The 26,779-nt window shown below is 41.2% G+C and carries 20 protein-coding genes, 1 pseudogene and 1 riboswitch; of the genes and pseudogenes, 5 read left to right on the forward strand and 16 right to left on the reverse strand.

All coding sequences use genetic code 11. The annotated features are described in order from the left end of the window. The 6 genes and pseudogenes from HUE98_RS13495 to HUE98_RS13520 all read right to left on the reverse strand — a co-directional run bounded on the left by HUE98_RS13495 (nucleotide 1) and on the right by HUE98_RS13520 (nucleotide 6,436). Complete coding sequence (locus tag HUE98_RS13495; protein ID WP_241421146.1) at nucleotides 1-768, reverse strand: M15 family metallopeptidase; 768 nt, start codon at nucleotides 766-768, stop codon at nucleotides 1-3. Nucleotide 769: 1 nt separating this feature from the next. Then, on the reverse strand, nucleotides 770-1,825 hold the full coding sequence (vanG, locus tag HUE98_RS13500) for a D-alanine--D-serine ligase VanG (protein ID WP_241421147.1): 1,056 nt from the start codon (nucleotides 1,823-1,825) through the stop codon (nucleotides 770-772). A gap of 220 nt (nucleotides 1,826-2,045) precedes the next feature. Continuing rightward, nucleotides 2,046-3,434, reverse strand: coding sequence for a sensor histidine kinase (locus HUE98_RS13505; protein ID WP_241421148.1), 1,389 nt, complete (start codon nucleotides 3,432-3,434; stop codon nucleotides 2,046-2,048). A gap of 125 nt (nucleotides 3,435-3,559) precedes the next feature. After that, a pseudogene (locus tag HUE98_RS13510) lies at nucleotides 3,560-4,260 on the reverse strand (response regulator transcription factor). Between the two features lie 260 nt (nucleotides 4,261-4,520). Next, nucleotides 4,521-4,661 (reverse strand): hypothetical protein, encoded by a 141-nt coding sequence (locus HUE98_RS13515; RefSeq protein ID WP_241421149.1) that lies wholly within the window; start codon nucleotides 4,659-4,661, stop codon nucleotides 4,521-4,523. A gap of 158 nt (nucleotides 4,662-4,819) precedes the next feature. After that, a complete protein-coding gene (locus HUE98_RS13520; protein ID WP_241421150.1) occupies nucleotides 4,820-6,436 on the reverse strand; it encodes an ABC transporter substrate-binding protein in 1,617 nt (538 codons plus the stop codon). 763 nt (nucleotides 6,437-7,199) lie between these two features. Between HUE98_RS13520 and HUE98_RS13525 the strand changes: the two genes are divergently transcribed. Genes HUE98_RS13525 through HUE98_RS13540 form a run of 4 tightly spaced genes read left to right on the forward strand, consistent with a single transcriptional unit; the run spans nucleotide 7,200 to nucleotide 10,509 of the window. Continuing rightward, on the forward strand, nucleotides 7,200-7,637 hold the full coding sequence (locus HUE98_RS13525) for a hypothetical protein (RefSeq protein ID WP_241421151.1): 438 nt from the start codon (nucleotides 7,200-7,202) through the stop codon (nucleotides 7,635-7,637). Next, nucleotides 7,630-8,253, forward strand: coding sequence for an accessory gene regulator ArgB-like protein (locus HUE98_RS13530; RefSeq protein ID WP_241421152.1), 624 nt, complete (start codon nucleotides 7,630-7,632; stop codon nucleotides 8,251-8,253). Before HUE98_RS13525 ends, HUE98_RS13530 begins: the two co-directional genes overlap by 8 nt. A gap of 19 nt (nucleotides 8,254-8,272) precedes the next feature. Next, nucleotides 8,273-8,404, forward strand: a complete 132-nt coding sequence (locus HUE98_RS13535) for a cyclic lactone autoinducer peptide (RefSeq protein WP_241421153.1) — start codon at nucleotides 8,273-8,275, stop codon at nucleotides 8,402-8,404. Nucleotides 8,405-8,427: 23 nt separating this feature from the next. Next, nucleotides 8,428-10,509 carry a hybrid sensor histidine kinase/response regulator gene (locus tag HUE98_RS13540; protein WP_241421154.1) on the forward strand — a complete coding sequence of 694 codons (2,082 nt, stop codon included), beginning with the start codon at nucleotides 8,428-8,430 and terminating at the stop codon, nucleotides 10,507-10,509. A 19-nt stretch (nucleotides 10,510-10,528) separates the two neighbouring features. Here the strand turns inward: HUE98_RS13540 and HUE98_RS13545 are convergent, their stop codons facing one another. From HUE98_RS13545 to HUE98_RS13585, 9 genes are all read right to left on the reverse strand, one after another. Then, complete coding sequence (locus tag HUE98_RS13545) at nucleotides 10,529-12,364, reverse strand: ABC transporter ATP-binding protein (RefSeq protein ID WP_241421155.1); 1,836 nt, start codon at nucleotides 12,362-12,364, stop codon at nucleotides 10,529-10,531. Beyond that, nucleotides 12,364-14,124, reverse strand: coding sequence for an ABC transporter ATP-binding protein (locus tag HUE98_RS13550; protein WP_241421156.1), 1,761 nt, complete (start codon nucleotides 14,122-14,124; stop codon nucleotides 12,364-12,366). The genes HUE98_RS13545 and HUE98_RS13550 overlap by 1 nt, the downstream gene beginning before the upstream one ends. A 56-nt stretch (nucleotides 14,125-14,180) precedes the next feature. Beyond that, nucleotides 14,181-15,872 (reverse strand): ABC transporter ATP-binding protein, encoded by a 1,692-nt coding sequence (locus tag HUE98_RS13555; RefSeq protein ID WP_407080322.1) that lies wholly within the window; start codon nucleotides 15,870-15,872, stop codon nucleotides 14,181-14,183. Nucleotides 15,873-15,927: 55 nt separating this feature from the next. After that, nucleotides 15,928-16,752, reverse strand: a complete 825-nt coding sequence (locus HUE98_RS13560) for an ABC transporter permease (RefSeq protein WP_241423565.1) — start codon at nucleotides 16,750-16,752, stop codon at nucleotides 15,928-15,930. A gap of 41 nt (nucleotides 16,753-16,793) precedes the next feature. Beyond that, nucleotides 16,794-17,801, reverse strand: a complete 1,008-nt coding sequence (locus HUE98_RS13565; protein WP_320415617.1) for an ABC transporter permease — start codon at nucleotides 17,799-17,801, stop codon at nucleotides 16,794-16,796. 107 nt (nucleotides 17,802-17,908) lie between these two features. After that, nucleotides 17,909-19,531: an ABC transporter substrate-binding protein gene (locus HUE98_RS13570; RefSeq protein ID WP_241421159.1), complete on the reverse strand. Its 1,623-nt coding sequence runs from the start codon at nucleotides 19,529-19,531 to the stop codon at nucleotides 17,909-17,911. Nucleotides 19,532-19,607: 76 nt separating this feature from the next. Beyond that, nucleotides 19,608-20,495 carry a class I SAM-dependent methyltransferase gene (locus HUE98_RS13575; RefSeq protein ID WP_241421160.1) on the reverse strand — a complete coding sequence of 296 codons (888 nt, stop codon included), beginning with the start codon at nucleotides 20,493-20,495 and terminating at the stop codon, nucleotides 19,608-19,610. 265 nt (nucleotides 20,496-20,760) lie between these two features. Continuing rightward, nucleotides 20,761-20,948, reverse strand: a riboswitch (cobalamin riboswitch). A 186-nt stretch (nucleotides 20,949-21,134) separates the two neighbouring features. Further along, a complete protein-coding gene (locus HUE98_RS13580; protein WP_241421161.1) occupies nucleotides 21,135-23,006 on the reverse strand; it encodes a hypothetical protein in 1,872 nt (623 codons plus the stop codon). Then, nucleotides 23,003-25,081: an efflux RND transporter permease subunit gene (locus HUE98_RS13585; protein ID WP_241421162.1), complete on the reverse strand. Its 2,079-nt coding sequence runs from the start codon at nucleotides 25,079-25,081 to the stop codon at nucleotides 23,003-23,005. Before HUE98_RS13585 ends, HUE98_RS13580 begins: the two co-directional genes overlap by 4 nt. Nucleotides 25,082-25,232: 151 nt before the next feature. On the opposite strand from HUE98_RS13585, the gene HUE98_RS13590 reads away from it, so the two are divergent. Continuing rightward, complete coding sequence (locus tag HUE98_RS13590) at nucleotides 25,233-25,802, forward strand: TetR/AcrR family transcriptional regulator (protein WP_241421163.1); 570 nt, start codon at nucleotides 25,233-25,235, stop codon at nucleotides 25,800-25,802. A 27-nt stretch (nucleotides 25,803-25,829) separates the two neighbouring features. Here the strand turns inward: HUE98_RS13590 and HUE98_RS13595 are convergent, their stop codons facing one another. Then, nucleotides 25,830-26,717: an SPL family radical SAM protein gene (locus tag HUE98_RS13595; RefSeq protein ID WP_241421164.1), complete on the reverse strand. Its 888-nt coding sequence runs from the start codon at nucleotides 26,715-26,717 to the stop codon at nucleotides 25,830-25,832. Nucleotides 26,718-26,779 lie beyond the last annotated feature (62 nt).

Consider the following 26,779-nt stretch of genomic DNA (forward strand, 5'->3'; position numbering starts at 1 on the left):
TTAGTACCACACCGTTACAATAAGCCCATCTGCATTATTGCCTGAGAGCTGACAGGGCTTATGAAGTGAAATTTCTATACTCTTGTCCGATGCCTCTAATATCGGATAATAATAAATTTCAAATTGATGCTTACCATTGGGAATTATAAAATGTTTCCCGTTAAAGAGAAAGTTTTTTAAAAAATCATGATACTCCTCAAGGCAAAAATTATAATCCCTCATAACAACAGAGTGTGGATAACCTACATATCGAAAATGCCACGGCTCATGAGCTATGCCTGTGATTTGTTCCTTACCCTTTTGATAACGCTCTATGAAACCAAAATCCGGCGCCAGCTTTCGAAAGGTTTTACATGCCCCCTCATCAGGAAAATCCGGGCAAATAAAATCAACACTTTCTTTGTTCTTAGCCACATCAATGGCCAGTCCCGTCTGATGTTCACTTTCATTGGGAGGGGCGACAAATTTTGAAGTAAAGGCAGCGCCATTTTCCCTCATGGATTCACTGTATATCTGCTGCTGCTCAACTTTGGAACGGTATCCGCTTACGGGAATAATTTCTGCTGCTCCGCCGCAGGCACTAAGAAGCCTTTGGAACATTAAGGCGCATCTCTTTTCTAAAAGAACAATGCTATCATTAATAGAGGGGACAAGGTTCTTTCGTAATATGCCGTTATCTGTACTGACAGGCCACTTTCTATTTACGAGAATGAGGTCCCCCTGGTAAATATAGAAATTTGACAAAGTATTCATATGTATTATGTTCATTTTAATCCCCACTCCTTAGAGCAAAATTTATGAGGTTATCAATAATTTCTCCATAGGATAATCCTACCGCGCAAAGCATGGTGGGGTACCTGCTTTTAGTCGTAAAGCCGGGAATAGTATTTATTTCGTTAAATACAACCTCCTTCTGCCCTGTTAAAAACATATCCACCCTGGCAAAACCCCTGCAGCACAAAGCTTTATATATAATTAATGCGGTATCCTTGATTTTTTCAGTTGTCCGCTCATCTATCCTTGCCGGCAGATGTATTTTGGCAGTTTCCAGGGTATATTTCTCCCTGTAATCAAAAAAACCTCCGCACAATTCAATTTCATCTACTTCCCCTGTGAGCAATTTGTCACTACCTAAAACAGCACATCCCACTTCAAACCCGTCAATGTTCTCTTCAATAAGGACCCTACGATCATGTTCAAAAGCTTTTTCCATGCCAGCAAGTAGTTCCGCTTCACAATTAGCTTTGGTAATTCCCATGGATGAACCGGCGTTGGCGGGTTTCACATATACTGGGAAGCCCTGCTGTAATGCAAAATCAAGGGCAGGCTGGTTGTCCCGGGGTTTTGTTATGCAGATACTGTTGGGCGTTTTTATCCCTTCAAGCCCAACAATCTTATGTGCAATATCTTTGTCCATGCACATGGAGGAGGAAAGAGTATCACAACCAACAAAAGGAATACCTGCCACCTCTAACAGCCCCTGCAGAGTTCCATCTTCGCCATTTTTCCCATGCAAAACAGGAAAGGCCACGTCAATTCTTGTCCTACAAAAACCCTCACTGCCAAACTCAATCATTCCATGCACATCTCTGCTGGGAGAAATAATTGCTTCTACGCAAACACCCTCTAAGAACCATGTATCATTTTCAATCTTTTGGGTATCGCCATAATACCGAAACCATTTTCCCTCTCTGGTAATTCCAATTAAAATAATCTCGTATTTGTCCCTACAGCAATTGTCTATTACTGCCGCAGCAGACTTTAAAGAAACCTCATATTCTGTAGAGCAGCCTCCAAATAATACGGCAACTTTTTTCTTTTTCATAGTTAAATGCCACCTCCAGATCTTTAGATAATGACATTTTAACCAATGAATCTTAACTTCAGATATAGTAAAATCCTAAGATTATCTTAAGGTGATTATTCCACCATGCAAAAAAACCCCTTATAGCTCAGGGGCTGATGATAAGGTCTTATCCTGTTAATTCAGAGAGTGAATTAAAAATGGCTCTCCACTAAAAAATACTTACCAAGAACACACAAACCTATAACAAGGATTTAATCTCTTTTACCGGGAAACATAATTCTACCTCAAATAAATCCCCTTTAATCTTTATATCAAAAGTTCCCCCTTGAATCTCAGTCAAACTTCTGACAATAGAAAGGCCCAGGCCGCTGCCTTCTGTGGTTCTGGCCTGGTCACCCCGCACAAAACGTTCCATTAATTCTTCCGGAGAAATATTCAGCATCTCAGAAGATATGTTTCTCAAGGTAAGATTCATTAATCCTTCATTGGTTTTAAGGTCGATATACATACGGGTGCCCGGCAGGGCATATTTTTTTATATTGGACAAAAGATTGTCCAAAATTCGCCACATATGCCTTCGGTCAGCCTCTATAATTATTTTTTCTTTGGGCAGGGTGTGTATAATTTCCAGTCTCTTTTCCCTAAGCCTCTCATGGTACTCTCCCGTTACCTGTTTTACCAGCTCATTTACATTAATCTCATTTAAGAGCACTGTAATATTGCCGGTGCTGGCTTTTGAAGCTTCCATTAGATCCTCAATGAGATCTTTCAACCGCTGGGCCTTCTGTTCTAAAACATTTAAATATTCCAAGGCCTTTTGATTCTGCAGATCCTCCTTTTTTAAAAGATCAATAAAGTTAATAATAGAGGTAAGCGGCGTTCTGATATCATGGGAGACATTAGTTATAAGTTCAGTCTTAAACCGCTCACTTCGCATTTTCTCATCCAGAGCTTTATTAAGTCCATCACTAATTTCATTTAGTGCTTCCGCCTGCTCTTTAAAACCTAAAATGAGTTTGGAACTATCAATTTTTGATTCCAAATCACCGCCGGCGATTTGACCCACGCTTTTTTTTAGGTTATCAAATTGAAGGGACAGATACAGCACAAATCCAAATACAGAAAGGTTAAAAACTAAAAAGGCCAGGCTTGCAATCCCGTCGCGGATATTATTAAGTAGTAAGATATTTATAATACCGAAAATAATAACAGCCAAACCTGCCTGATAGACTGTGCCTATATTGGTAAAGACCTCTTTGCCAAACATTATCAATCCATAAATAATTGTGTTTTTTAAAAAGGAACCACTCCTTATGCGCTTAGAAAATGTCATGGCACCCAACATAATAATGGAATAGAGATAAAAGGCAGCGATTAAAAACAGCATGTACTGCATAATATCGCCTCTAAGCACGCGCTCTATATCTAGATAAATTAATGCTCCTGGCATCAAGGCCGCTGCTGAAAGTAGTATATAAAGATCCGTATAAATCCTGTCCAATCCATTAAGGGCGGGAGCATCTTTACCTTTAATTACTCCCGCGCTGGATATCAAAAAAGCAAACAAGAAAATACCAGCAAACAATGAAAGAGGTAAAACATAATAAGAAATATTTAATAATATCATATAAACCTGCTTAAACATAATATAATTAAGAACGAGGATATAAGCAGCCCCAAGGCAGAGCATAATACATACAAACAATAAAATGTAAGCGAAAATTTTTGCAGCAAGGCTATATCGTAAACCCTTCATTTTCCCACCCTGTCAATCTTGTAACCAAGCCCCCAAACTACCTTCAGATACATAGGGCTTTTGGGATTGGCTTCAATTTTTTCCCGCAGATGCCGAATATGCACCGAAACAATATTATCCGATCCCACAGGCAGTTCATTCCAAACTTTTTCATAAATTTGGTCCGAAGAAAAGACCATCCCTCTATTGGAAATTAGCAATTTTAAGATATTATACTCAATTGGGGTTAGTTTCACCGGTTTATCGTCAACTGTCACCTGTTTTTGTTGGTCGTCCAGCAAAAGCCCCCCTGATTGATATATACTATCATTTATTTCCAGGCTGCCAAGCGAAGAGTATCTTCTAAGTTGAGCCTTCACCCTGGCCATCAGTTCAAGAGGGTTAAAGGGTTTAGTGATATAGTCGTCAGCTCCCATATTAAGCCCTATAATTTTGTCTGTATCCTCCCCCTTGGCGCTGAGCATTATAACAGGCAGTTTCTTTTCTTCACGGATCTTTACTATCACCCGAATGCCATCATTTTTGGCATCATGATATCTAAGATAATAAGGTGAATTTCTTCTGCCTTAAGTTTTTCCAGGGCCTCCAGGCCGTCGAAAGCCTTCAAGACTCTGTAGCCTTCATTGGTCAGATAGATATCTATTGCAGATACGATATCTTTGTCGTCATCACAAACTAATATGTTGAATTGTTCCATAACGCCATTCACCTCTAAATTTAAACTATGTGACCAACCACTATGTAATTGCCTGCTATTCAATCACTGGATATAGTATATTTCATAATCATAGGAACTTCAATCAAAATGCCACTATCCTAAAGATTGAGTAAGATAGTGACATTCTAATCAATTATTCTTAAGTTTATATATGGAAAAATCCTAAGATTTTCTTAAAATTAATCTTTGATTAACTTATTAATTTAGCAATTAAAGGCTATTTCTTACTGTGCCTAATATTATCCAGGATATCCCGCTTCAGCCATTAACATTGTAAAAAACCCAGGACCGGTTCTAATATCTAAAACCTCCAACGGAGAGCCACCAGGCCTGTACTCAATTATTAAATCAACCCATGCTTGTTTTTTAAAACTATTCATCTCCTACCATACACTTTGACTATATTGTGATGCTTACCCTTCCCAATATTTTTCGATTCTTCCCTGCACTGTTTGTACCTCCTTGTTCCCTAATTATTCTCTTACTTTAAATCTAAATAAGATACCGTTGTTACACTGCTCCTTCCCGGCTTGTGGATTTACTCCACCACTGTCTCCGTAAGGCCGCGGAATATCTGCCAGGTTCCTATGGAAATATTAAAATTCTTCACTTTCTGGTTAACCAGCATAATATTATTGCGGTGGAAAACCACCATAAAAGGTGTATGTTCCAGTATTTCTGCCTGCACTGCCCGGTGGAGCTTTACCCGCTCCTGGTAGTCCAGACTGCCGGCCAAATCATCAATCATACCGTCAAGTTGTTCTGAAGTGTAGATGGTATATGCCGAATTTGAATGCCAGTAACCCCCTTGATAATGGCTAGTGGGGTCATCATGGGGCACAAACCACTGACCTATCATCAGCATGTCATAATCCTTTTCTGTCAACGATTCCCTGAGAGCCGCATCCTCCAAGGCTTTTAACTCCACCTCTATTCCAATATCTTTTAAAATCCCCTGAATAGCTGTGCTTAAAAGGCGGTTCTCTTCATTTTTTGCCCCAAAGCAAAGGACTGCTTTCAGTTTTTGTCCGCCCTTTTCCAAAATTCCATCACTAGCAATGGTCCAACCTGCCTCCTCCAGCAGGGTCTGAGCCCTTTCTGGATTATAAGACGGCATATTGGGGTTGATGTTGAGATACTCCTTATATGCCTCAGAAAAAAAGTTTGACGACGGTTCTGCCAAATCTGTCAGAAGGTCGCTAACTAATGCCTCCATGTTCACAGCATAAGCCACAGCCTGCCGGACCCTGATATCTTCAAAAGGTTCTTTATAAATGTTAAAAAAGAGCAGTTCTGAGGTCTGTCCCATTCTCTTGATAATATCGATACCCTCATAATCGCTGAAACGCTGGACTACCGTCAGTGCTTCCCGGCCGCTCATCATATCAATTTGCCCGGCATCCAGAGCCAGAGCCCGAGTTTCCGCATCGGGAATTATTTTAAAAATTAACCGGTCCAGCGTAGGAGCGCTATCAAAATAATCTTCATTCTTTTCCATAACAAACTGGCTGTCTTTAGTCCAGCTGACCAGTTTAAAAGGGCCAGTACCTATAGCCTCTGTAACATTTCCCTCATCATCAATGGCCTTTGGACTCACCATGGCTAAAAAGGGTGGAGTAATGTCAGACACGAATGTAAACACCGGCACTTTAAGGTTTATAACCAGGGTATGGGAATCCGGTGTTTGTATATCTTCTACCGCTGAAAGCCAGGTCTGCCCCTTTTCTATTTGCCATTCCAGGTTAAACTTTGCCGCTTCGGAATCCCAGGGAGTGCCGTCATGAAAAAAAACATCCCTCCGGAGGCCAAAGGTCCAGGTTTTTCCATCAGGACTCATTTCCCATGATTCCGCCAGACCGGGAACCTTATTAAAATTTAAATCCAGTTCCACCAGGTTATTATAAACCAGCGCCCTTACAAAAGAGGACATGGAGGAGGAAGGGTCATACCCTCCCAGGTCAAACTGCTCCCCAATAACAACCTCCTGAATTACAGGATCTTCCACTAGTTCTTCAATGCTTTTTTCAGTTTTTTGTTCCGTTGTCTGTTCATCTTTTTGTCCATCTCCCCTACATCCACCCAGGAAAGCGGTCATGAGGAGAAACACCAAACAAAAAATGAAACATTTTTTCATCCCTGCCAAATTAATCTTCATTATAAAACCCCCTTGATTATAAAGCTTTTTTAACATAAAAAGCAGAAAGACCCTTGTACTGGTAAACTGCTTATAATAACCTGCTACGCCTCCTTCTCAACGCTGATGCAGAAGCTGTCTCCTGATAGCCGTATTTATCACTGAATCAGCCATATTAATATTAAATATTTCAAATAAAAATATGACCAAAAGAAGGCTCTTCCTTCTGGAAGACAATAACCTTCATGGTCACATTTTAAAGTTATTATATTACAGCAATTTTGTTGCTACTTTTTTACAATTGGTGTTATTATTCATTTCGACATATTTTATTTTATTCCTTTTACTTTATAAAAAAATTTTTTTAGCATTTTTTACTTCGATCCACCTGGAATAGAGTGATGAACGCAGATGGTTTCGACCTTACTGAAATTACATCATAAACGACTTTGAGTGCTTTGTCTGAGTTTTTTCGCACGCCCTAAACAAAATATGCACACCCCTGCATAAATTAGAATTTAGGGTGCGGATATTTTTTGGCAAAAAGTTGTGCAAAGTTTCAATTAACCACTTTCTTTAGAAGAAAATCGTTTCATTAACAATACTCAAGAACGGGTTTTATTATTTTTAGTGCCAATATGGCAATAATTATATTTATTTTTTATGCATTAGCAAAAAAGGGGTTTTTTGGGGTGAAGTAGAAATATATAATATTGGTATTTTTAACTATATTTTAGGAGATAAAAAAATGAGACTATCCCTATTATTTTGGTTGTGCCATACTTTGCCGGAATCACTGGCCGTAGCCAGCCTGGCGGTAGTTTTATGTGTGGGCAAATTAGAATGGAAGCAAGTTTTCATAATTAGCATACCTTTTGCTTTTTCAGTCTTCCTGGTACGCCTGCTTCCTCTTGAATTTGGTGTTCACTTTATTATTTTAATGATATTGCTTTCAATGCAACTTGCTGCGCAGTTGAAAAAATCTTTAAGTAGTTGCCTGCTAACAGCATTATTAGTAGGTATGATCCTGGCTGTTTCTGAAACATTTTTTATTAATTTTTTTTCATTGTTAACAGGTATTAATATGGACCCGGAAATACATGGCCTTCTATTACACATTTCTTTTGGTTGGGGTCACATAGCTTTTCTATTTGTAATGGCCTTGGTTGTAGAAAAATGGAAAAAAGGCCACTATAAGAAAGGAAAAAAATATCATGGCTAAATACCTGGCTCAGGGAACTGCCGAAAAAATTGGACAATTGGCAGGACTCTCCCCCGAAGACCGAGAGGTAGTGGCTTACGGACTGGATTACCTACTCTCTGGGATCATAGGGCTGACATTGATGCTTGCTATTGGCTTGGCACTGGGGTTCTTTTCAGAAACTCTAGTTATTATTTCTTGCTGGACCTTTATACGAATTTTTGCCGGCGGAGTCCACTGCACAGCACTGTGGCGCTGCACCGTTGTCAATTGTTTAGGGATTACTGCAGCTATATTTTTTACCAAGGGTGTTTATTACTTTTTCCCTACAATCTTCTGGGTTGGCATCTCCGTAATATGGGCTATATCTGCCACCTGGCTGTGGGCACCCAATAACAGCGAAAAACCGGTGAATGAACCAGAGATGCGTAGAAAACTGCGCTTGAGGGCTCTGTTTATGGTTACAGTTATTAGCTCATTGGTTATTTTCGCTTCAAATATTACTGTTGAACCCTGGTCATCTTTAGCTGCAGCAGGGGCTACTGGGCTGGCAGCAGGAGGAATTATGCTTTCTCCCATTGGGTTCCGTTTAGTAAAACGCCTGGATCAAAAACTAGAAAAGCTTAGCCGCTTCTAAAAAAAGGAGGTGAATAATTGTGAAAAGGACACTTATTTTACTATCATCAATGTTGGCTTTTCTGCTGACCCTAGTAGCCAACGCTGGTGCTGCCTCAGCTTCCTGGTGGTTTTCCTACGAACCAGAAATGCCAACCAAACTGAAACGTTAAAGGTATTTAAAGGGGTATAAAAAATGAAAAACTGGCAAAAAAAAAGGCAAAAAAGTCTGGCAGAGGTAAACCTTGTTACACATATTTTGGCTTATTTGGTAACAGTTATAATATTAATTTTCGTAGCTAATTTAAAAGAATATACCTTTTATACTTCAACTATATTATTAACAGGAACTGTATCCCCAGCAGCAGTATTTATCCTGATAGATTATCATTTTTTACAGCGAAAATATCGATACCCGGTGCTTCTATGGTGGAATATTGCCAAACACACCTTACTGTTCATAATAATTACTATGGTGCTGGCCAGTTCCCAGAGAGAACAGGTTTGGCTTTTTGGTTCAATCTACCTGCTGCCGGTAGCCCTCTCCTGTATCGCCCTGGGGAAACGATGGGGAACAGCCTTTGCCGGAGCAGCATCCCTGTGCATTTTCTTCTTGTCCAGCGGTTTAAACTTTACCGGGAACCAGGAATTGGGTATCCTTGAACCAACCCTGGTTCTCGGTAGTATTTTTTTTCTCTTAGCCTGGTTTCTGGGAGGGATCCTGGAAATTGAAAAAGAAAACTCCAAACAGCTCCGGCAGGAACGGGACCTGATCGCCCGTATGATGGATACCAGCCCCGCCGGAATCATGGTGTTAAACCGCTGTGGAAATATTATTTATGCCAACTCCCGGCTAGAACAGATTTTCAAACTTAAAAAAACTGAGCTGCAGAAACTGTTATGGCAGAAGGCAGCCGGTCCAAAAGAAAACAATCCCCACAACCCAAAAGAAGTATTCCAAATAGTTATGTCTGAAAAAAAACCGGCCTATAATTATTCAGGCACTTTAGATGGAAATGAGAAAACAGCTTATGTCTCCATCAGCGGTGCACCGGTTTTTGATGCGGAGGATAACGTTGAGCAAGTCGTTCTCACCGTGAACGATATCACCCAGCAGAAGAAAATAAATGAAGAAATCCTTAAGGCGGATAAGCTGAACTCCATAGGCCTTTTGGCCGGTGGAATCGCTCACGATTTTAATAATTTTATGGCGGTTATTCTGGGCAATATCTCCCTGGTAAATATTCGCAATAAAGATAAAAAAATTAGTGTTTATTTGGAGCATATGGAGAAAGCAGCCCTGCAGGCCGAGGAGCTAACCTGTAAGTTATTTGTTTTTGCCAAGGGGGGCGCACCGATCAAGAAAACTATCTACCTAAAAAATCTGTTAAAGGATACCATCGGTTTTATTTTAAGCGGTTCTGCCTCCATTTGCAAAGTCCAGATAGCAGAGGATCTCTTTCCCATAGAGGCCGACAGTACACAAATCGGCCAGGTAATTAATAACATCCTGATCAATGCCGTACAGGCCATGCCGGAAGGGGGGAAAATATCCTTAACCGCCTGTAACTTAATATTAACAGACGATGAATTAAACAGTATACCCTTATCCCCCGGTGACTATGTATGTATAACCATTGGCGATGATGGAATCGGCATAACCCCCTACCATCTGGATAAAATATTTGACCCCTTCTTCTCCACAAAACCAGGAGGAAGCGGCCTTGGCCTGGCAACCGCCCATACAATCATCCAAAACCACGGTGGTTTGATTCAGGTAGAGTCACAACCAGGTATGGGGACAACAATTTTTATTTATCTGCCTGCCTGTGCCGGTGCCTGCCCGGAAACGGATAAAAATGAAGAACTATATTTCGGCAGCGGCCATATTTTAATCATGGACGATGATGAGTTAGTCCTGAAAACCTGTGGAGAAATGCTGAAGAGCCTGGGCTACCAGGTTTCCTGGGCATACCATGGAGAGGAAGCCATAAGCCTTTACAAAAAATCTGCACAAGAAGGAGACATATTTGACTTTGACGCTGTAATAATGGATTTAACCATACCAGGCGGTATGGGAGGGAAAGAAGCCATCAAGCAGCTCAGAAAATTGAATCCAGCAGTAAAAGCCATTGTCTCCAGCGGCTATTCCGATGATCCCGTGATGGCCAACTATAAAGAATACGGTTTTTCCGCTTGTCTAAGAAAACCCTATCAAATTAAAGAATTAAGCCGAACCCTGGTGAAAATTATGAATAATGAAAAAAGTTTATCATAACCTAAAAATATTTATACTGTTAGTGTTCGCTTTCTACTTTCTCTAAAAACATCTGACTTTCATACAGTTCCCTAAATAATTCACTCTTCATAAGCACCTGTTCCTGCTGACCTGATGCTTCGATATTTCCCTCTTTCAGGACAAAGACCTGATCCGCTAAATCCAACAGCACAAAACGATGGGCTATGATAATACCGGTTCGGCCTTTGAGCATAAGCTTCAGTGCCTTCTTAAGAATGGCTTCGGTAGAACTGTCCAGGCTGGAAGTAGCTTCATCCAGCACCAGAATCCGGGGGTTAGATAGAAACACCCTGACCAGAGCAATTAACTGCTTCTGCCCACCAGAAAGACGCTCACCCCGGCGGCCCACTTTTGTCATGTACCCTTCAGGCAGCTTCATTAGCAGCTGATGAACCCCCAGGGACTCTGCTGCACTAATCACCGTTTCATCAGATGCCGATGGATTACCATAACGTATGTTGTCCATAACTGTAGTAGAAAACAAAAAGGGATCCTGAGGGACAACCGCCAAAATATTTCTCAAGCTCACCGAAGGAATTTTCCTGATATCCACCCCATCAATAAAAATCTGCCCCTCCTGCACTTCATAAAGATGGGCCAAAAGGCTTACTATTGTAGTTTTGCCTGCCCCGGTAAGCCCAACTATTGCTGCTGTGCTGCCCGGCTCAAAATGCATGTTGATTTTTTGAAGCACGGGCCGGTCATTTTCATAGGCAAAACTGACATCCGAGAATTCAACTTTCCCCTCATATTTTATTTGTGTAATTCCATCCTCTTTAATAGATATAATGCCATCAGGTTCCACTACCTGGGGCTTCATCTGCAGATATTCATATATCCTGTCTAGAGAAGCCGCCGCTGATTGAATAACGTTGAACATCTGGCTGATTTCCCGTATAGGACGATGAAATCTTTCCACATACTGCAAAAAAGCTACCAGCAGGCCAACACTTACCAGGCCCCCAGCGGCAAGATTTCCACCGTACCATAAAACTAGGGCTGTGCCCAGGCTGCCGATTAAAAATACCAGAGGGAAAAACAGAGCAAAAATACCCATAGCCCTAAGGTTAGCTTTCATATTATCAAAATTAATTGTTTCAAACTTCTCAATATTTGTCTCCTTGCGGTACATGGATTGGACCACTTTGCTGGCAGTAATGTTTTCCTGCAGCTCTGAGTTAATTTCAGCTATTTTTGCCCTGACCTCATGAAAGGCCTCCCGCAATTTTTTCCCGAAATACACGGTGAAAATATAAATTATAGGAATTGTAATAAAACTCAGTAAAGCAAGGTTTGTATTAAGGGCCAGCATCATCCCCATTATAGCGATGATAATAAAAAGATCGCCAATTAGCTCCACCAATCCTGTGGATATAAGGTCCGATAAAATATTAACATCATTAATCAGCCTGGACATAATCCCACCGGGAGATTGTTTTACAAAAAAGTCCAGGGATAATCTTTCCAGATGGGCAAAGAAATCCTGACGTATTTTAAAAACGACTTTCTCCCCAACAACTCCGGCCAGATATGACTGCCAGTAGGAACCAACCCATAAAAGACCGTTAATTCCAATGTAGAAAAGCGTTAATACCGTTAGCCCATGTAAATCACCCCCGTCAATGTACCTATCTATTCCTTGCATAACCAGGTAAGGAGCAGCGGCAGTACAAACAGTCACCAGCAGTGCAGCAGCCAGAGCACCCAACAAACATGGATAGTGGGGTTTAAGGTATGCCAGGAAAAACCGTAAAGCACCGGTATTCAAGTTAGAAAATCGAAAGTTTTTTTCCTGACGGGAGGAATACTTCTGAAAGAATCCTTCTCCTTTCATTATACCTGCCCCCCTTCCCAATAATTGTCATCACGGGGAAAATTTTTGTTCTGCAGAAAATGATTATAAAACTTATCATACATTCCTCCTGAACCCAGGAGTTCTTTATGACTACCTGACTCAACCACCCTGCCCCGGGAAAGCACCAGTATTTTATCTGCATTCTGTACTGTCCACAGCCGGTGAGCTATTATAAAAACTGTCCGGTTCTTGACTACTTCCTGCAACGCTGTATGTAAAGCTCCCTCTGTTTGTGCATCCAGCTCAGAGGTGGCTTCGTCTAAAATCAGCAGCTTTGGGTCCGTAAGAATCACTCTGGCCACAGCCAGCCGCTGCCTTTCCCCGCCGGATAAGGTCATCCCCCTGGTGCCCACCAGAGTCTCATAACCCATGGGTAGAGTAGAAATATAGTCATGAATCTGGGCCAGCTTAGCAGCCCTTTCAATTTCTGCAGAAGAAGCAGAAGGTTTACCATAAGCAATATTTTCTCGGATAGAAGTATTAAAAATAAAAGCATCTTGAAGCACAACGCCAATTTGCTTTCGCAAACTTTCCAGAGTAACTTTTTTAATATCATGGCCATCAATTAAAATTCTGCCCTTTTCTGGATCGTAAAATCTAGTTAATAAATGTACCAGGGTAGTTTTACCGGTACCCGTAGGCCCCACCAATGCAATTGTTTGTCCAGGTTCTATGGTAAAATTTATATCCTTTAATATCTGATTCTTGCCGTCATATGAAAAGTCCACGCCTTCATAACTAACCCTGCCCTCTACCGGGGGCAGGGAATAAGCATCAGGAGCATCTTTAATATCGGATTCCCAATCCAATACCTCCAGGATTCGCTTCCCTGCTGCAGCTGACTGGGTTACTATCCCCACCATTCTTCCACTCATGCGGATGGGCCTGACCAGCATCCCCATATAAGTTATGAACCCCACCAGCACACCCTGGGAAACCCGCCCCTCTATAACTGCCCGGCCACCGCTCCACAAGGCCACCGCAGTAGCCAAGGCGGTTAAAAATTGTACATAAGGCTGCCACAGCGCTGATATTTTTAACACACCCAAAGTAGTTGAAAGATACTCTTTGTTTTGCTTCTTGAATTTATTTAATTCATGCTCTTCGCTGCCGGTTAACTTAACCAGTGTAATCCCCATTAAACTTTCTTCCAGAGTACTGCTCATTTTCCCTAACTGCTTATATATCCTGGAATAAGCTGGATGAACTTTGCGGGCATAAGTTAAAATACCATGGGCTATGGCCGGTGTAATTAATAAAAAGGCTAATCCCAACTGCCAATCCCAATAAAACATGACGGCCACAATTCCGGTTATAGTCATTAAATTAGCAGCAATATTGACCAGGGCAAAACCAAAAAAATTATTCAAGATATTGGTATCTACCGTAAGCCGGGACATGATATCCCCGGTGCCGGCACCGTCAAAAAATGAAAAAGATAATTGGTTTAAATGACGGTACATGGTATTACGCAGCCGAAAAAGGGAATTCTGCCCCACATATTCTGCCAGATATCGGGCCCCAAAATTAAAAACAATCTGCAGGAGAGAAAACCCGATAATAGCCAATGCCGCCATCCCCAGTAAATTTTCCCTTCCTGTTAAAATAAAATTATCTATAGAGTAACGAATTACCCAGGGGGAAACCAGGCCGGAAACTGTTGACAGAATTATCAAAAGTAGCGTTAATGAAAGCAATAACACAGAAGGTCGGGCCAACTTCAAAAGTTTGTATAACATTATTTTAAGCCTCCAATTATCTATGTAAGGTAAACAATAAGGTAAATCAGATTAATTTAAACCAAATCTCTGAAGGACTCCCTCAATAGTTGTTTTGTATAAACGTGTTCCGGGTTTTCAAATATTTCAAAAGATACACCTTGTTCCACAATTTCCCCTTGATACATAACATAAGCTTTATCAGCAGCTTTCCGGGCCAGATGCAGATCGTGGGTAATATATAACATAGCAAACCCCTGCTTGTTTTGAAGTCCCTTGAGCTCTCTTAAAAGGTTAGCCTGGGTTGAAGGGTCTAGCATAGAAGTCACTTCATCGGCAATTAACAATTTGGGCTTTGTTACCAGTGCCCGTGCAATGGCCAAACGCTGACGCTGTCCACCACTTAAAGTGTAACAATAACGATTTAAAAAATCTTTAGAAACGGGCAATTGGACCGTCTCTAAAACCTTAATTACCTCTTCTTCTCTTTCTTTTTTACTGCCCCATTTAATTATGTCCAGGGGTTCTTTCACCACTTCCAGCACACTCATACGATTACTTGTGGCAGAAAAGGGATCTTGGAAAATTATCTGCATCCCCTCCAGCATCTTGGTGACCCATCTTCCCTCCACCTTTTTGTTTTTAAAATATATCTGACCCGCATCTGCCGGTAATACCCCTGCTAATATATGAGCCAGGGTAGATTTGCCGGAACCGGATTCACCTACCAAAGCTATAACTTCACCGCTTCTTACTTCCAGGCTGACGTCATTTACAGCCTTAATTTCCATATCTTTCATCTTATATGTCTTTCTAATGCCCACAGCCTGGAGAAAGGTTTCAATGCCTCCTTTGTTACACGCTACCATGCGTTCCAAAGCTACATATTCCAGAGAAGGCCTGGTATAGCTGCAGCTTTCTTCCCCCTGGCAGCAGCGGGGATAAAAAGAACAGCCCTCTAAAGAGCTTCCTAAGGAAGGTTCTCCTTCAAGCCCCCACAGGTCCTTGTATTTAAAAAGATTAGAAGAAGAATTAAGCAGGCCCCGGGTATAACAATGCATAGGGTTCTTAAGCACTTCCGAAGTAATTCCCGTCTCAATTACCCGTCCGCAGTACATGGCTATAACCCTGGAAGTAAGATTTTTAACTACTCCCAAATCATGTGATATTATAACCATTGTAAAGCCCAACTTTTTTTGTAAGCTTTGCAGTAACTGTAAAATCTCATTTTTACTTAAAGGGTCTAAGGCAGTAGTAGGCTCATCAACAATTATTAATTCCGGGTCACAGGATAAGGCCATGGCCAACAGCACTCGCTGCCTCATCCCCCCTGATAGTTGATGCGGGTAATGTTTCCTCCACTGCGGGTCCAGCCCCACCATTTCTAATAGCTTTACTACTTTTTGGTCAATCTCCACAGAAGAAAAGTTATAATGAGTTTTTAATGGCTCTCCTATTTGCTCTTTTATGGTAAGTACGGGATTAAGTACCTCCAGGGAATTTTGGAATACCAGGGCAATATCTTTCCAACGGTACTTCCTCATTTCACTTTCCGGCAGCCCCGTCAACTTTTGTCCGTTGTAAATCATCTCACCTGCGACGACACCCTCCTTGATCAGGCCCATAATACCTAAGGCCAGAGAACTTTTACCGCACCCGGATTCCCCAATAATCCCCACACTCTCTTGTCTTCTAAGCTGCAAGGAAAAACCATCAACGGCTTTTACCGGCGGATGCACACAATCATAGGTAATAGAAAAGTTTTTCATTTCCAATAAATACTTACTTTCAACAGTCAAATCGGCTCCTCCTTCAAGAAAATTGTTAACTCCTAATGCGGGGGTCAACTATTCTTTCCAACTCACGACTAATAAAAGCCAGGGAAATTACTATTATCGTTAAAGCTAACCATGGATATAGCAACCACCACTTCCAAAATTCTGTATAATATATTCCCCGGAAACTGGTAGCATGATTGATAATTAAACCCCAGCTTTTGGATGTAGGGTCTCCCAAACCCAAAAAAGAGAGTCCCGCTTCAGAAACAATGGCCCTCCCTGTAAGCCTGATCATATTCACTGCCAACAAAGGAAAAACTTCCGGAAAAAAGTGTTTCCTCATCAGGTACCAGGCACCGGCACCATATGTCTCCGCTGATTTGATATAACTATGTTCCTTTAACATCAATACCTGTGAACGGACAATTCTAGCGGGGAAAACCCAGGAAAACAAAGCCAACACTAAAATAATATTTAGAAGACTGGGCCCCAAAAAAGCGGCCAGCACAATCATCAGCGGAAAATCCGGCAGCACTATCATCACATCAATTAACCTCATAATCACCTTATCCATCCACCCGCCCAGGTATCCTGCAATAATACCTATAAGGCCGCCACCCAGAGCTGCCAAAAAAGCTGCACCAAAACCTATGAGCAGACTGACCCTGGCCCCATAACAAATTTGAGCCCAAAGGTCAACACCCAAATCGTCGGTGCCCAGAAGGTGCACTCCTCTCGGCGGAGAAAGAGCTGGACCCGAGGTAAAGTTATGAGGATGAATTGAGATATAAGGAGCAAAAATAGCTGCCAAAAAGATAAGCAAAATTAAAAAAAGGCTTGCTTTCCCCAGCAGGGAAAACTCATCTACCATTTTTAATACTTTCAGCAAAAATTCATGTATTGCGGCCACAATTAACCTCCATGTTTCTTACTATAATCGTTAACCCTTGGGTCAAGCTTCCTGTAAACAATATCCGCAAAAAAATTAGCTGATAAAACAAGCAGGGTAACCACCAGAAAAATACCCTGTATAACATGATAATCATGGCGCCTTACCGCTTCTCTCATTAAAAGCCCCAGCCCTGGATAAGCAAAAACATTTTCTACTAATATAGCACCACCGATAAGGGTTCCAAGGCTTAAGAATACACGGGTTACGATAGGAAGCAGGGCATTCCTTAAAGCATGACGAAAAATAATACGCTTTTGGGGAAGCCCTTTGGCCCAGGCAGTACGCAGGTAATCCTTTTTCAACACCGTTGTCATACTGTTTCTGGCAAGCAGATACATGCCGCCCATCCGGGAAATGGTTAAGGCCATAACCGGTAAACAAGCATGGTGTAAAATATCTAAAAGATTTTCCCACCAGCTATCATAGTTGGCAAAATGCGTTATGGCCCCTGCCAAAGGGAATAGTCCCAACCCGGCGGCAAATATAAACAATATAATAAGACCCAGAAGAAAAACCGGAATCTCTGCTAAAACAATTAATTGAAAAAACAAGAGCTTGTCCGGCCATTTCTCCCTATACCAGGCGGATATGCAGCCCAGGATAGTACCAATAGCGGTACTTAACAGTAATGACGAAATTACCATAAAAGCAGTCCATCCCAGCCGGCGTAAAACAATCTGGCTCACCTGCTCCTTGTAATAAATGCTGTATCCTAAATTTCCTTGAAGCAATTCCCCCAGATAGGACACATACTGCTGACTCATCGGTTTGTCCAGGCCGTAGTAGCTGAAAAAAAACTCCCGCTGCTCTTGGGTCAGGACAATTTCCTCATCTGCAGGGCCATCTGAAGAAATTATTAGGAAAGGATCACCGGGTATTATCCTGGGTAGAAAAAAATTTAAGGTAATCACTATCCAGATTGTTAATGCATATTCCAAAAACCTTAAGGGGGTCTTTTTCTGCCTCACGTTATAATCCTCCATCTATTGACAATATACTCATCTTAGCCGCTTCAATGATAGTCTGGAAGCAGACGCCCTGACAATAATTTATCTTTACATCATTATTAAATCATTTAATCAGCCACAAAGTTCAGCCGGTGATCATTATGATAAGTTTCCAGACTCCAGCCGTCATATACCGATGGGCGGTGCACAGAAATGTCGTTTCTATAGTAAATAGTAAGCTTGGGCAGCTCTTCCGCCACAATCTGCTGCAGCTCCTCCATCAGTTTCCTTTTTCTTTCTAAATCTGTTTCTTTCTCCTGAGCAGAATACAACCTGTCCACCTCGGGGTTACTGTAACCTATTACATCTGCTGTGGTAGAGGTAGCCCTGGTCTCTTCTTTAATAGTGGTAACTTCTGAAAGATTTTCTACGCCACCGCTGCCATTGATACAAAGTTCAAAATCCCCCTCCTCAAAGCGGGCGTCCCTGGTCATATTGTCGGTTACCTGGACATTAACCTCTATACCTATGAGAGCAAGCTGCTGCTTAATTAACTCTGCAATGCGGACGCTGCCATCGTCAGCCAGCAGCCGGAAACTCAGCTTCTCACCTACACTATTTTCCCTTATCCCATCTCCATTGTTATCTTTATAGCCCAGGCTGTCCAAGAGTTCTTCTGCCTTCTGTCGGTTATAGGTATATTGAGGCACTTCAGCGTTGTAAAGTTCATTACTGGGGTGTAAAACCCCCGGGTTCCCCGGCACCGCAGCCCCCCGCTCCACCATATCCACCAGCTCCTGACGGTCAATGGCATAAGCCAGGGCTTGGCGCAAAGTTTTATCAGCCAACTCCGGCCGCTGGTTCATATTGAAGTAAAGCCGATAAGACCAGGTTGTTTCATACTGCATGACCCGGTACTCCGGGTTATTTTCAAACTTGGGCAAAATATCAGGGGTGGCACTGATACGGTCAACCGCTCCCTGCTCGAAAGCCATGATATCCTCACTCACCGGAATAAGCTCGATGGCCTTAACTCTGGGCTTACTCCCCCAGTAACTTTCATTTTCCTCAAAACGATAGGTGCCGTGCTCTTTGCTGTAATCGGTTAACCTGTAAGGCCCTGTTCCCACCACAGCCTCAGAGGCAACAAAATTATAGGGGTCAGTGACTTCTTCCCAGATATGTTTAGGAATAATGGTAAAACTCCGCATATTTTCTAAAAAGAAAGGATCCGGCTGTTCCAGTTCAACCTTTACCGTCTTGTCATCCACGGTTTCCACTTTATTTATGGAAGAAAAATCAGCAACATTAACCGGGGGAAACTGATTTTGATATTCATAACTGAAAACTACATCATCAGCTGTCAATTGCTGGCCATCCTGCCACTTTGCCTCGGGCTGAAGGGTTAAAGTATAGACCAGGCCATCTGGACTAACCTCCCAATCACTGGCCAACCTGGGCGAATCGTTTCCATCAGCATCACTATTTAACAGAGTATCAAAAATCAGGCGCATCTTACGGGTTCCAGGGCCCCTGGGATAATGGGCATACGGACTGGGATAACCCCAATCTCCCCCGCTCAACTTAATCAAATCAACCTGCTGTTCTTCATCTTTCTCCTCCTGCTGCTCTTCACCATTGGCTGCATCCTGTTTTTGAGCATCATTTACTTGATTTGTTCCACAGCCAAATAAAAGAAGACCTGCGGAAATAATCAGTGCCAAAAATAATAATAAGTATTTCCTTGACATTTACGCCACCTCCCAATTTTATGTGTTTATGCAAATATTCTAATTGGACAAAAGTAACATGCCTAACAAATTATTTTTACAGCTTAATCAATAACTGACCCTGACGGACTGTATGCTCCTGTCTAAATATTCCATTTACCGCCTTATTATTAACAAATTCTATTATTCTTTCATCCTCTTTAAAAGGATCCTCCACCCCATACAAAAGCAGCTCTTCTTTCAAGGAAGACACTGCTTCCTCCGGGGTATTTTCCTGCATCCGCTTTTCCTCCCATACTTCAAAACTCATTTGAAAACCCCTGGCATAAAGAAAGTTAAAAATGTAAACGATATTACCGGGCCAGGAGGGAATTGTTTCGCCATACAGAGTCTGCCAGAGTTCCGACAGGGCATCGTTCTGCCTCTTACCAGCATGACTACTAATAAAACAGTATTTTTTGGCACAGCGCAGTGCTTTATCGATAGTATCCCTGTTATTTATCCCTGGGCTCATGGAAGCAAAAACCAGGTCAAATTGTTGTTCCAAATTATGTTCTTCCAGGTTAACTTCCTCCCAGGTATCTTGAATTACCCTTATATTGTTTATTTTATTTATTTCAATCTGCTCTTTTAAAAAAGTCACCATGGCTTCTGCCGGCTCCAGAGCCACCACGTCCTTCACTCTCCCGGCAAAAGCCTGGGCAAAAGCACCAGGCCCGGCCCCAATATCCAGAACCCTCATATTGTCAAAATTTACTCCCTGGTTTTCCAGCCAGTTAAAAACCCTTCCTATCCTTCTCCTGCCTTTTTCTCCCGTAACATTTTTCTCAAATTTTTTCGCCCTTTTATTCCAATGGTTTACCGTATCTTTTAGACTTTTCCTTTTTCGTCGCAATAAAGATTCTTCCCTGGCCCTGTTCCATATCTCCTCCCAAAGTTCAGGGCTGTTGATTTGATGATTAATTTGAATCTGCTCATTTCCCACATCATTTTCCTCCTTCTTGTACCTAGAAAAAATTCATACTCTACTAACTTGTAACCACAAAAAAAACCAAAAATACCATAACCATGGTACCTCTGGTTTTCCAGTCAGTACGGTCTTCAACTTTAAATAATATTTAAACTGTCTTAAACCTAAAAAATAAATAAAAAAATTCCTCATTTTCTTCATTAAAAATTGAGGAACCTTAACCTAAACCTATATAAATCAGTTTAGCAATATGCAGCACCCCTTTCCAGCGAAGAAGGCAATCTGTGTTCTGCTTAAGGCAGGTTTCCTGACTTACGGATCAGTGTCTGTTTCGGCCTTCCCAGATTTTAGTCCGGTGGCATTTAAAAAACATACTCCCCGCTTACAGTGGCGCGACCATCCAGGATTTACACCTGGTTCCCTATTATCCTCAAAAAAACTAGAGGCACCTTGAAGCAATACTTTATTAAATTATAAAACATGGAAAAATAATAATTTCAAATAAATTTTTTCCCACCCAAACTATAATAATTATAATATAGAGTCACCTGATTTACAATAATTAAATTATTATAATCTGTATGCACTCTATTAACAACTTTTTGTTTTCAGCACTTCTACATAAGCTTTTCGCAAAACAATAATGTTAATCGTTTAGAGTATTCCAAAGAGAGCCAAGATTCTCTGCCACAAGGTTTGCTCAACAGGCTCAGGCGTTTCAGTTACTTCATTCTCCTCAGCTTGAACCCCATCAGTCATCATCACAAATTGTACCAAATTAACCTCGGTATTCTTTGCGGAAGTAAACGATACCATTTCGAAATCACCGGGTATAAAATCAGACATAAGATTATCAATTTCTTCCTCAATTTTAACATCCATATCTGAGGTTTCCCGTCTCAATTCAATAGTGCCATGAGCAAAGTCCTGCATACCATCGAACAGGGAATTTACGCCCCAGTTTAAATCTGCGCTTCCGGCAACCACATCATTAAAACCACTAGATAGCCTGCTGTATCCATCATATATTGCCGCGGTTCCAGATAAATATTGCTCTATTCCACGATGAAACACCCCATAGTTCATAGTCAGTTGGTCAATCCCATCTTTCAACTGCAAAATACCACTGACCATTTCATTTAGCATAACAGGCATAGCTTGAATTGTATCATCAAATTGCACATATTGGGACGCTAATGCACCGGCACCCGAAGCCAGGCCTGGATTTTCCGCTGTGCCGCTGCCGCAGATTCCGGTTTTCAATCCTGTTACCAATTGGTTATTAGCGGACAATAGTCCGACAATCATAGTGAGCTGCTGAATTTGGTGGGCGTTAGCTTCGGGATTGGCATATAACGCCTCTATTTGCTGATTTAAGGAGACAATAGTGGCTTCATTAGCCTGCTTGAGACCGGGATAAGCACCCCCGGTTTGTTGACTGATAGCTGCGTCAACTTGGGAAAAACTTCCCTGTAAAGCATCCAGCCCTCCGGACAATTGATTGATTCCACCCAAAATAGCAGAAGAACCTTCTGTTAATTGACGAAAATCCATGTCGGCAGCGTTATAATCGGCTAAACTACTCTGTATGATGGTCAGTGCATCTAAGATTTGCTTTGAACCGTTTTCCAATTCAGCATTACCGCCGGTCAGCTGCCTGAGGCCATTCTTCAAATCCTCCATCCCCCCTTGCATATCCTGCAAGCCGCGATGAAACTGGTTAGATCCGTCTTTTAGGCCTCCAGTACCCTTCGCTAACTCCTGAGCACCTTCATCCAGTTCTTTTATGGCGTCCTGCAGTAAGGAAAGGTCGCCGGTAAATCCATGGATATCGGGCAAATCAAAGCTCATGGAAAAAGGAATGCCGCTGATTTGTATCCCCGCCATCTTAAAATCAATTACATCCATGGAAACGATATACTGTCCATTGACCCCGGGCATTTTAACAAAATTAATGATTTTATCCTTCCCTGACATTGCAATGGTGGCATTTTCCGCCTCAATAGCTTTGCAGCGGTCGGTATCCAGTGTCATAGAAATCTGCAAAGAATAATTCTCTACAAAAACAGGATTTGCATATGAATTATCTTTAATAGTAAGCTCAATCTTTAGTTTTCCAGATGCACCTGATATCTCTTCCGCTGTAATAGGCACGCCATCCAACTGGTAGCTGACTGCTACATTCCATGGTAATTCCGCTTTCTTAAGATTCCCTTGATAGTAAAACTTTCCCTTTGGGGCAATAATATTGACGGCATTGTCTACCACTGAAAGTTTATCTGTCGTGGTTAAGTTATGTACTTCTTCATAGTCGCCATAATCCACAAATTGCCCCCCCTGGTTCAGTTCAAAGCTGTTGACAGCATAGGCACTTATTACTGAACCATCGGAAGAAAGTTTAACATAGATTACTTCTTCTTTGGGCGGTTGTATTTCAAGCTCCGTCGCTAAAATATTTGCCGGCATAATGCTCAGCAGGATTCCCACTAAAACAATGGCAGCTGTTTTTTTACATACTTGTCTCATCCTTCTATTTCCTCCTTATGAGCTGTTTTTACTGTGGTTTTCTGAATAATCTTATCAAACAAGATTAGCATTCCCGGCAGTACCAATAACACCATCCCGGCGGACAGCATGGCTCCCCGGCCCAGAATAGCACCCATTTGACTAATGATTCCATTGCTGGAGACTAAACCCAACATAAGCCCCGCGATGGTTAAAATGCTTGCGGGAGTAAGAATTGAAGCCGCTGTATCGGAAATCGTCCTGCCTGCAGCACTTCGTTTATCCATAATTTTACGATTCCATGTGTATTGTTGTGCAAATAAGATGCCATAATCCACAGTAGCCCCCAATTGCACAGAACTAATAATCTGATAACCAAGATAATTAAGGGGATAACCGGCAAAATAGGGAATACTCAGATTCAACCAGGTTGCCCCTTTTATTGCCAAAAGTAAAACTATAGCGATGGATGGGGAGCGGAATGTCAAGAGCAGCACCAACCCAATGGCTAGAATTACCGCAATACTAACTACCTGATTATCTTTAACAATTGTATCCTTAAGATCATAATTGACAACACTTTGCCCCACCAGGTGATAATCTTCTTCCCAGTAATAGTTTTTTGCTGTTTCCCGCACCGCTTCCACTGCCCGAAAAGCATCTTCACCCTCATCAGATGTGTTCACATAAAGAATCAATCGACTGTATTGACCGGAACGAAAATGTGCCAGTTGATCAGCTGCCAGAAAATCCTCAGGAATTTGAGCCCCTACCATATGGGAATAGGACACCACAGAGGTCACATTTTCCAACTGCTCCAAAGCACTCCCCAACTGTGTCTCTTTAACGATATCACCTTCAGGAACCAGTAATACCATCTGTACCGATTCCCCAAAAACACTGTTAATTTTATCCATGTCTATTTTAGCCTGGGAATCAGCACTGTTCATCCCAGAGGAGCCGTAGATGAATTGGTTATTTTTTTGTCCTAAATAACCAGGAACCATTATAATCATTACAATTATGGACAGGGGTATACAAAGCCGAACAACAACTCTGCTGAATTTTTCAAAAGAAGGCAGCAGTGGACGGTGGTGAGTACGATCCATCAGCCCGCTAGTTGAAATTACTAAAACAGGCAAAAGAACCATTACACTAATGAAGCTGGTTAATACACCTTTAGCCAGCACCATCCCCATATCGGGCCCGATTTTAAACCGCATCAATGCCAATACTAAAAAACTGAGAATAGTTGTCATTGCACTGGCTGAAATGGAGGAAAAGGATTGAACCATGGCTTTTGACATGGCCTGTTGGATATTCACATTCTTCTTCCGAAGTCGGGCAAAACTATGCAGTAAAAAAACAGCATAGTCCATGGATACCGCCAGCTGTAATATGGAACTGGTGGATCTAGTCACAAAGGATACTTCACCTAAAAAAATATTGGTACCCTCATTAATCAAAATAGCAGCTCCAATGGTTATCAAAAAAAGTACCGGCTCAAACCACGAACTGGTAGAAAACAACAAGATTATAAGCACCAAAGGCACAACGAATAGAATAATTTTTGGGATTTCTTCCATGGTGGAACTTTGTGCCATGGCCTGATTGAATGCTTCTCCAGCCATCACTCCACGCTCTCCAACAAATTCTGTCAAAGAATCGATGTGCTCAACCAGATGATCCTTGTTCACAGACACGGAAAACAGCGCACCGCCATCCTTATACCATGCTTCAACCGTGGCAGAATCCTCTATCTCCAGTGGCTTATAAACATCAATCACGTCATCAAGCCAAAGCACACTCTCCACACCGTTCATTTCCTTAATCTGCTCTTTGATTTGAAGAGCTTCAGGAATACTAATGTCTTCAATAAAGATCGAAAGATTTGGTATCTCTTCATCAAAATTCTCATCTATAACCTGCAAAGCTGTGGTAGAAGGATTATCCTCCGGCAAATAATCGGAGAGCTTGTAATTAATATTGACTAAAGACATTAATGCTGCACAAACCAATGCTACCAATAAAAAAACAATTAACACTACGTTTTTTTGCCGTAATATAGTATCAGCAATTTTCTCCAGATTACTCACCTCAAAAAAACACTCAAAATTAACAAGTGTTGAATTTTAGACTCTTGTATATTATAATAAGTTATAATTTAAAAAACAATAGTCAATTACTGTCCATATGTTGATTATTGGACATATGTGAATAAATTGTTTGATACCAGGAGAAATGCTCATGAAAAAATCACATGATGATCGACGCATACGCAAGACAAAAGTGATTATTCGAAAAACCCTAACGCAGCTATTGATGGAAAAGGACTTAAAGGATATCACCGTAAGCGAATTAACTGAAATAGCGGATATTAATCGAGGAACTTTCTATCTACATTACAAGGATTTATATGACTTGTTTGAGCAGATAGAAAAAGAAATAATGGATGATTTTATTGGAATCATCACCAAATACCGAAAACTTACTCAGGTACCCTTGATGCCGGTTTTGCTTGAAGCGTTTAAATATTTCGCTGCCAATTCTCAAATTTTCATCGCCATTCTTCGAACAAAAGAAACCACCTTCTTAAACCAGGTAATTGATATGTGCCGTCCACAAAATAATAAGGAATGGCAAAGTCTTTTTGCCAGCGATAAGGATGAGTATTACGAATACTATTATTCTTTTATTGCCTTCGGCTGCGTCGCCCTGCTGCGCCGCTGGTTTGATAACGGGATGACGGAATCACCGGAACAAATGGCAGCACTGGCTGAAAAACTTATGGCAAACTGCACAAGAGATTTGCCATAAATTGAAAAAAACTCACAAAATAATATTTTAATCAAAAATTGAAAGCTGCTTATAACCATAGCCTTTCTTATACAATTTAATAATATCAACCATTTTATAATGAATTCCTAACTGGTCACATTGGCCTCGGAATAAATTCCATAACTCATTACCCTTTGGAGAACGGCATTCATAGGTATTTCCAAATTTCTTAATATATTTTTCTTTAAGGCCTGGAAAGAGATCTTCCAATTTTTGGTAATACCAATCTCTCTGATTCTGCCTTAAGGTTACACCAAAAGCAGGATATATAAACTTTGCTCCATTTTTGCATGCATACTCAATAATGCCTTTGATATTCTCTTCATTATCTTCTATGAAGGGCAGTACCGGCATTAATAATACTCCAGCAAAAACACCTTGGTCTGTCAGTTTTTTTATGGTCGCAAATCTTTCCGATGATAGAGCCACATTGGGTTCAATTATTTTACACAATTTATCATCTTTCGCGGTGATAGTCATCTTAATCAGCACTGGAGAATGTACCGCAATATTTTTTAAAATATCTATATCCCTGGCGATCAAATCACTTTTAGTAGCAATAGATACACCAAAACCATAACGGTCTATCAGTTCCAGCGCCCCTCTTGTGAGCATATACTTTTTTTCAAATGGATTATAAGGGTCACTCATTGCTCCAGTTCCAACCACACCTTTTTTGCGTTTTGATTGAAGCTCACGGGCAATTATCGCAAGAGCATTTTCTTTTGCCCTTACCTCATCAAATTTTTCTATATGGTAACACTCACTGCGGCTGTCACAATATATGCAGCCATGACAACAACCCTTGTAAATATTCATGTTGTAGTTATTACCAAACCAGGAATTGTTGTCAGCATATCCTGAAATGATGGTTTTTGCCGGAATAAATTGCACTTTATATCCCCTCGTATAAAGACTTTCTTAAAATATCTGCTGCTCAAACAACATTTCCTGAT

Source organism: Candidatus Contubernalis alkalaceticus (assembly GCF_022558445.1).
In the GTDB taxonomy this organism is placed as follows: Bacteria; Bacillota; Dethiobacteria; order SKNC01; family SKNC01; genus Contubernalis; species Contubernalis alkaliaceticus.

What these genes read in the sequence shown, in the direction of transcription:
- HUE98_RS13555 (WP_407080322.1), bottom strand. Translation starts at nt 15,872, where the DNA reads ATGAAAAACTTTTCTATTACCTATGATTGTGTGCATCCGCCGGTAAAA.
- HUE98_RS13560 (WP_241423565.1), bottom strand. Translation starts at nt 16,752, where the DNA reads ATGGTAGATGAGTTTTCCCTGCTGGGGAAAGCAAGCCTTTTTTTAATT.
- HUE98_RS13550 (WP_241421156.1), bottom strand. Translation starts at nt 14,124, where the DNA reads ATGTTATACAAACTTTTGAAGTTGGCCCGACCTTCTGTGTTATTGCTT.
- HUE98_RS13495 (WP_241421146.1), bottom strand. Translation starts at nt 768, where the DNA reads ATGAACATAATACATATGAATACTTTGTCAAATTTCTATATTTACCAG.
- vanG (WP_241421147.1), bottom strand. Translation starts at nt 1,825, where the DNA reads ATGAAAAAGAAAAAAGTTGCCGTATTATTTGGAGGCTGCTCTACAGAA.
- HUE98_RS13545 (WP_241421155.1), bottom strand. Translation starts at nt 12,364, where the DNA reads ATGAAAGGAGAAGGATTCTTTCAGAAGTATTCCTCCCGTCAGGAAAAA.
- HUE98_RS13515 (WP_241421149.1), bottom strand. Translation starts at nt 4,661, where the DNA reads ATGAATAGTTTTAAAAAACAAGCATGGGTTGATTTAATAATTGAGTAC.
- HUE98_RS13580 (WP_241421161.1), bottom strand. Translation starts at nt 23,006, where the DNA reads ATGAGACAAGTATGTAAAAAAACAGCTGCCATTGTTTTAGTGGGAATC.
- HUE98_RS13520 (WP_241421150.1), bottom strand. Translation starts at nt 6,436, where the DNA reads ATGAAGATTAATTTGGCAGGGATGAAAAAATGTTTCATTTTTTGTTTG.
- HUE98_RS13530 (WP_241421152.1), top strand. Translation starts at nt 7,630, where the DNA reads ATGGCTAAATACCTGGCTCAGGGAACTGCCGAAAAAATTGGACAATTG.
- HUE98_RS13540 (WP_241421154.1), top strand. Translation starts at nt 8,428, where the DNA reads ATGAAAAACTGGCAAAAAAAAAGGCAAAAAAGTCTGGCAGAGGTAAAC.
- HUE98_RS13505 (WP_241421148.1), bottom strand. Translation starts at nt 3,434, where the DNA reads ATGATATTATTAAATATTTCTTATTATGTTTTACCTCTTTCATTGTTT.
- HUE98_RS13570 (WP_241421159.1), bottom strand. Translation starts at nt 19,531, where the DNA reads ATGTCAAGGAAATACTTATTATTATTTTTGGCACTGATTATTTCCGCA.
- HUE98_RS13590 (WP_241421163.1), top strand. Translation starts at nt 25,233, where the DNA reads ATGAAAAAATCACATGATGATCGACGCATACGCAAGACAAAAGTGATT.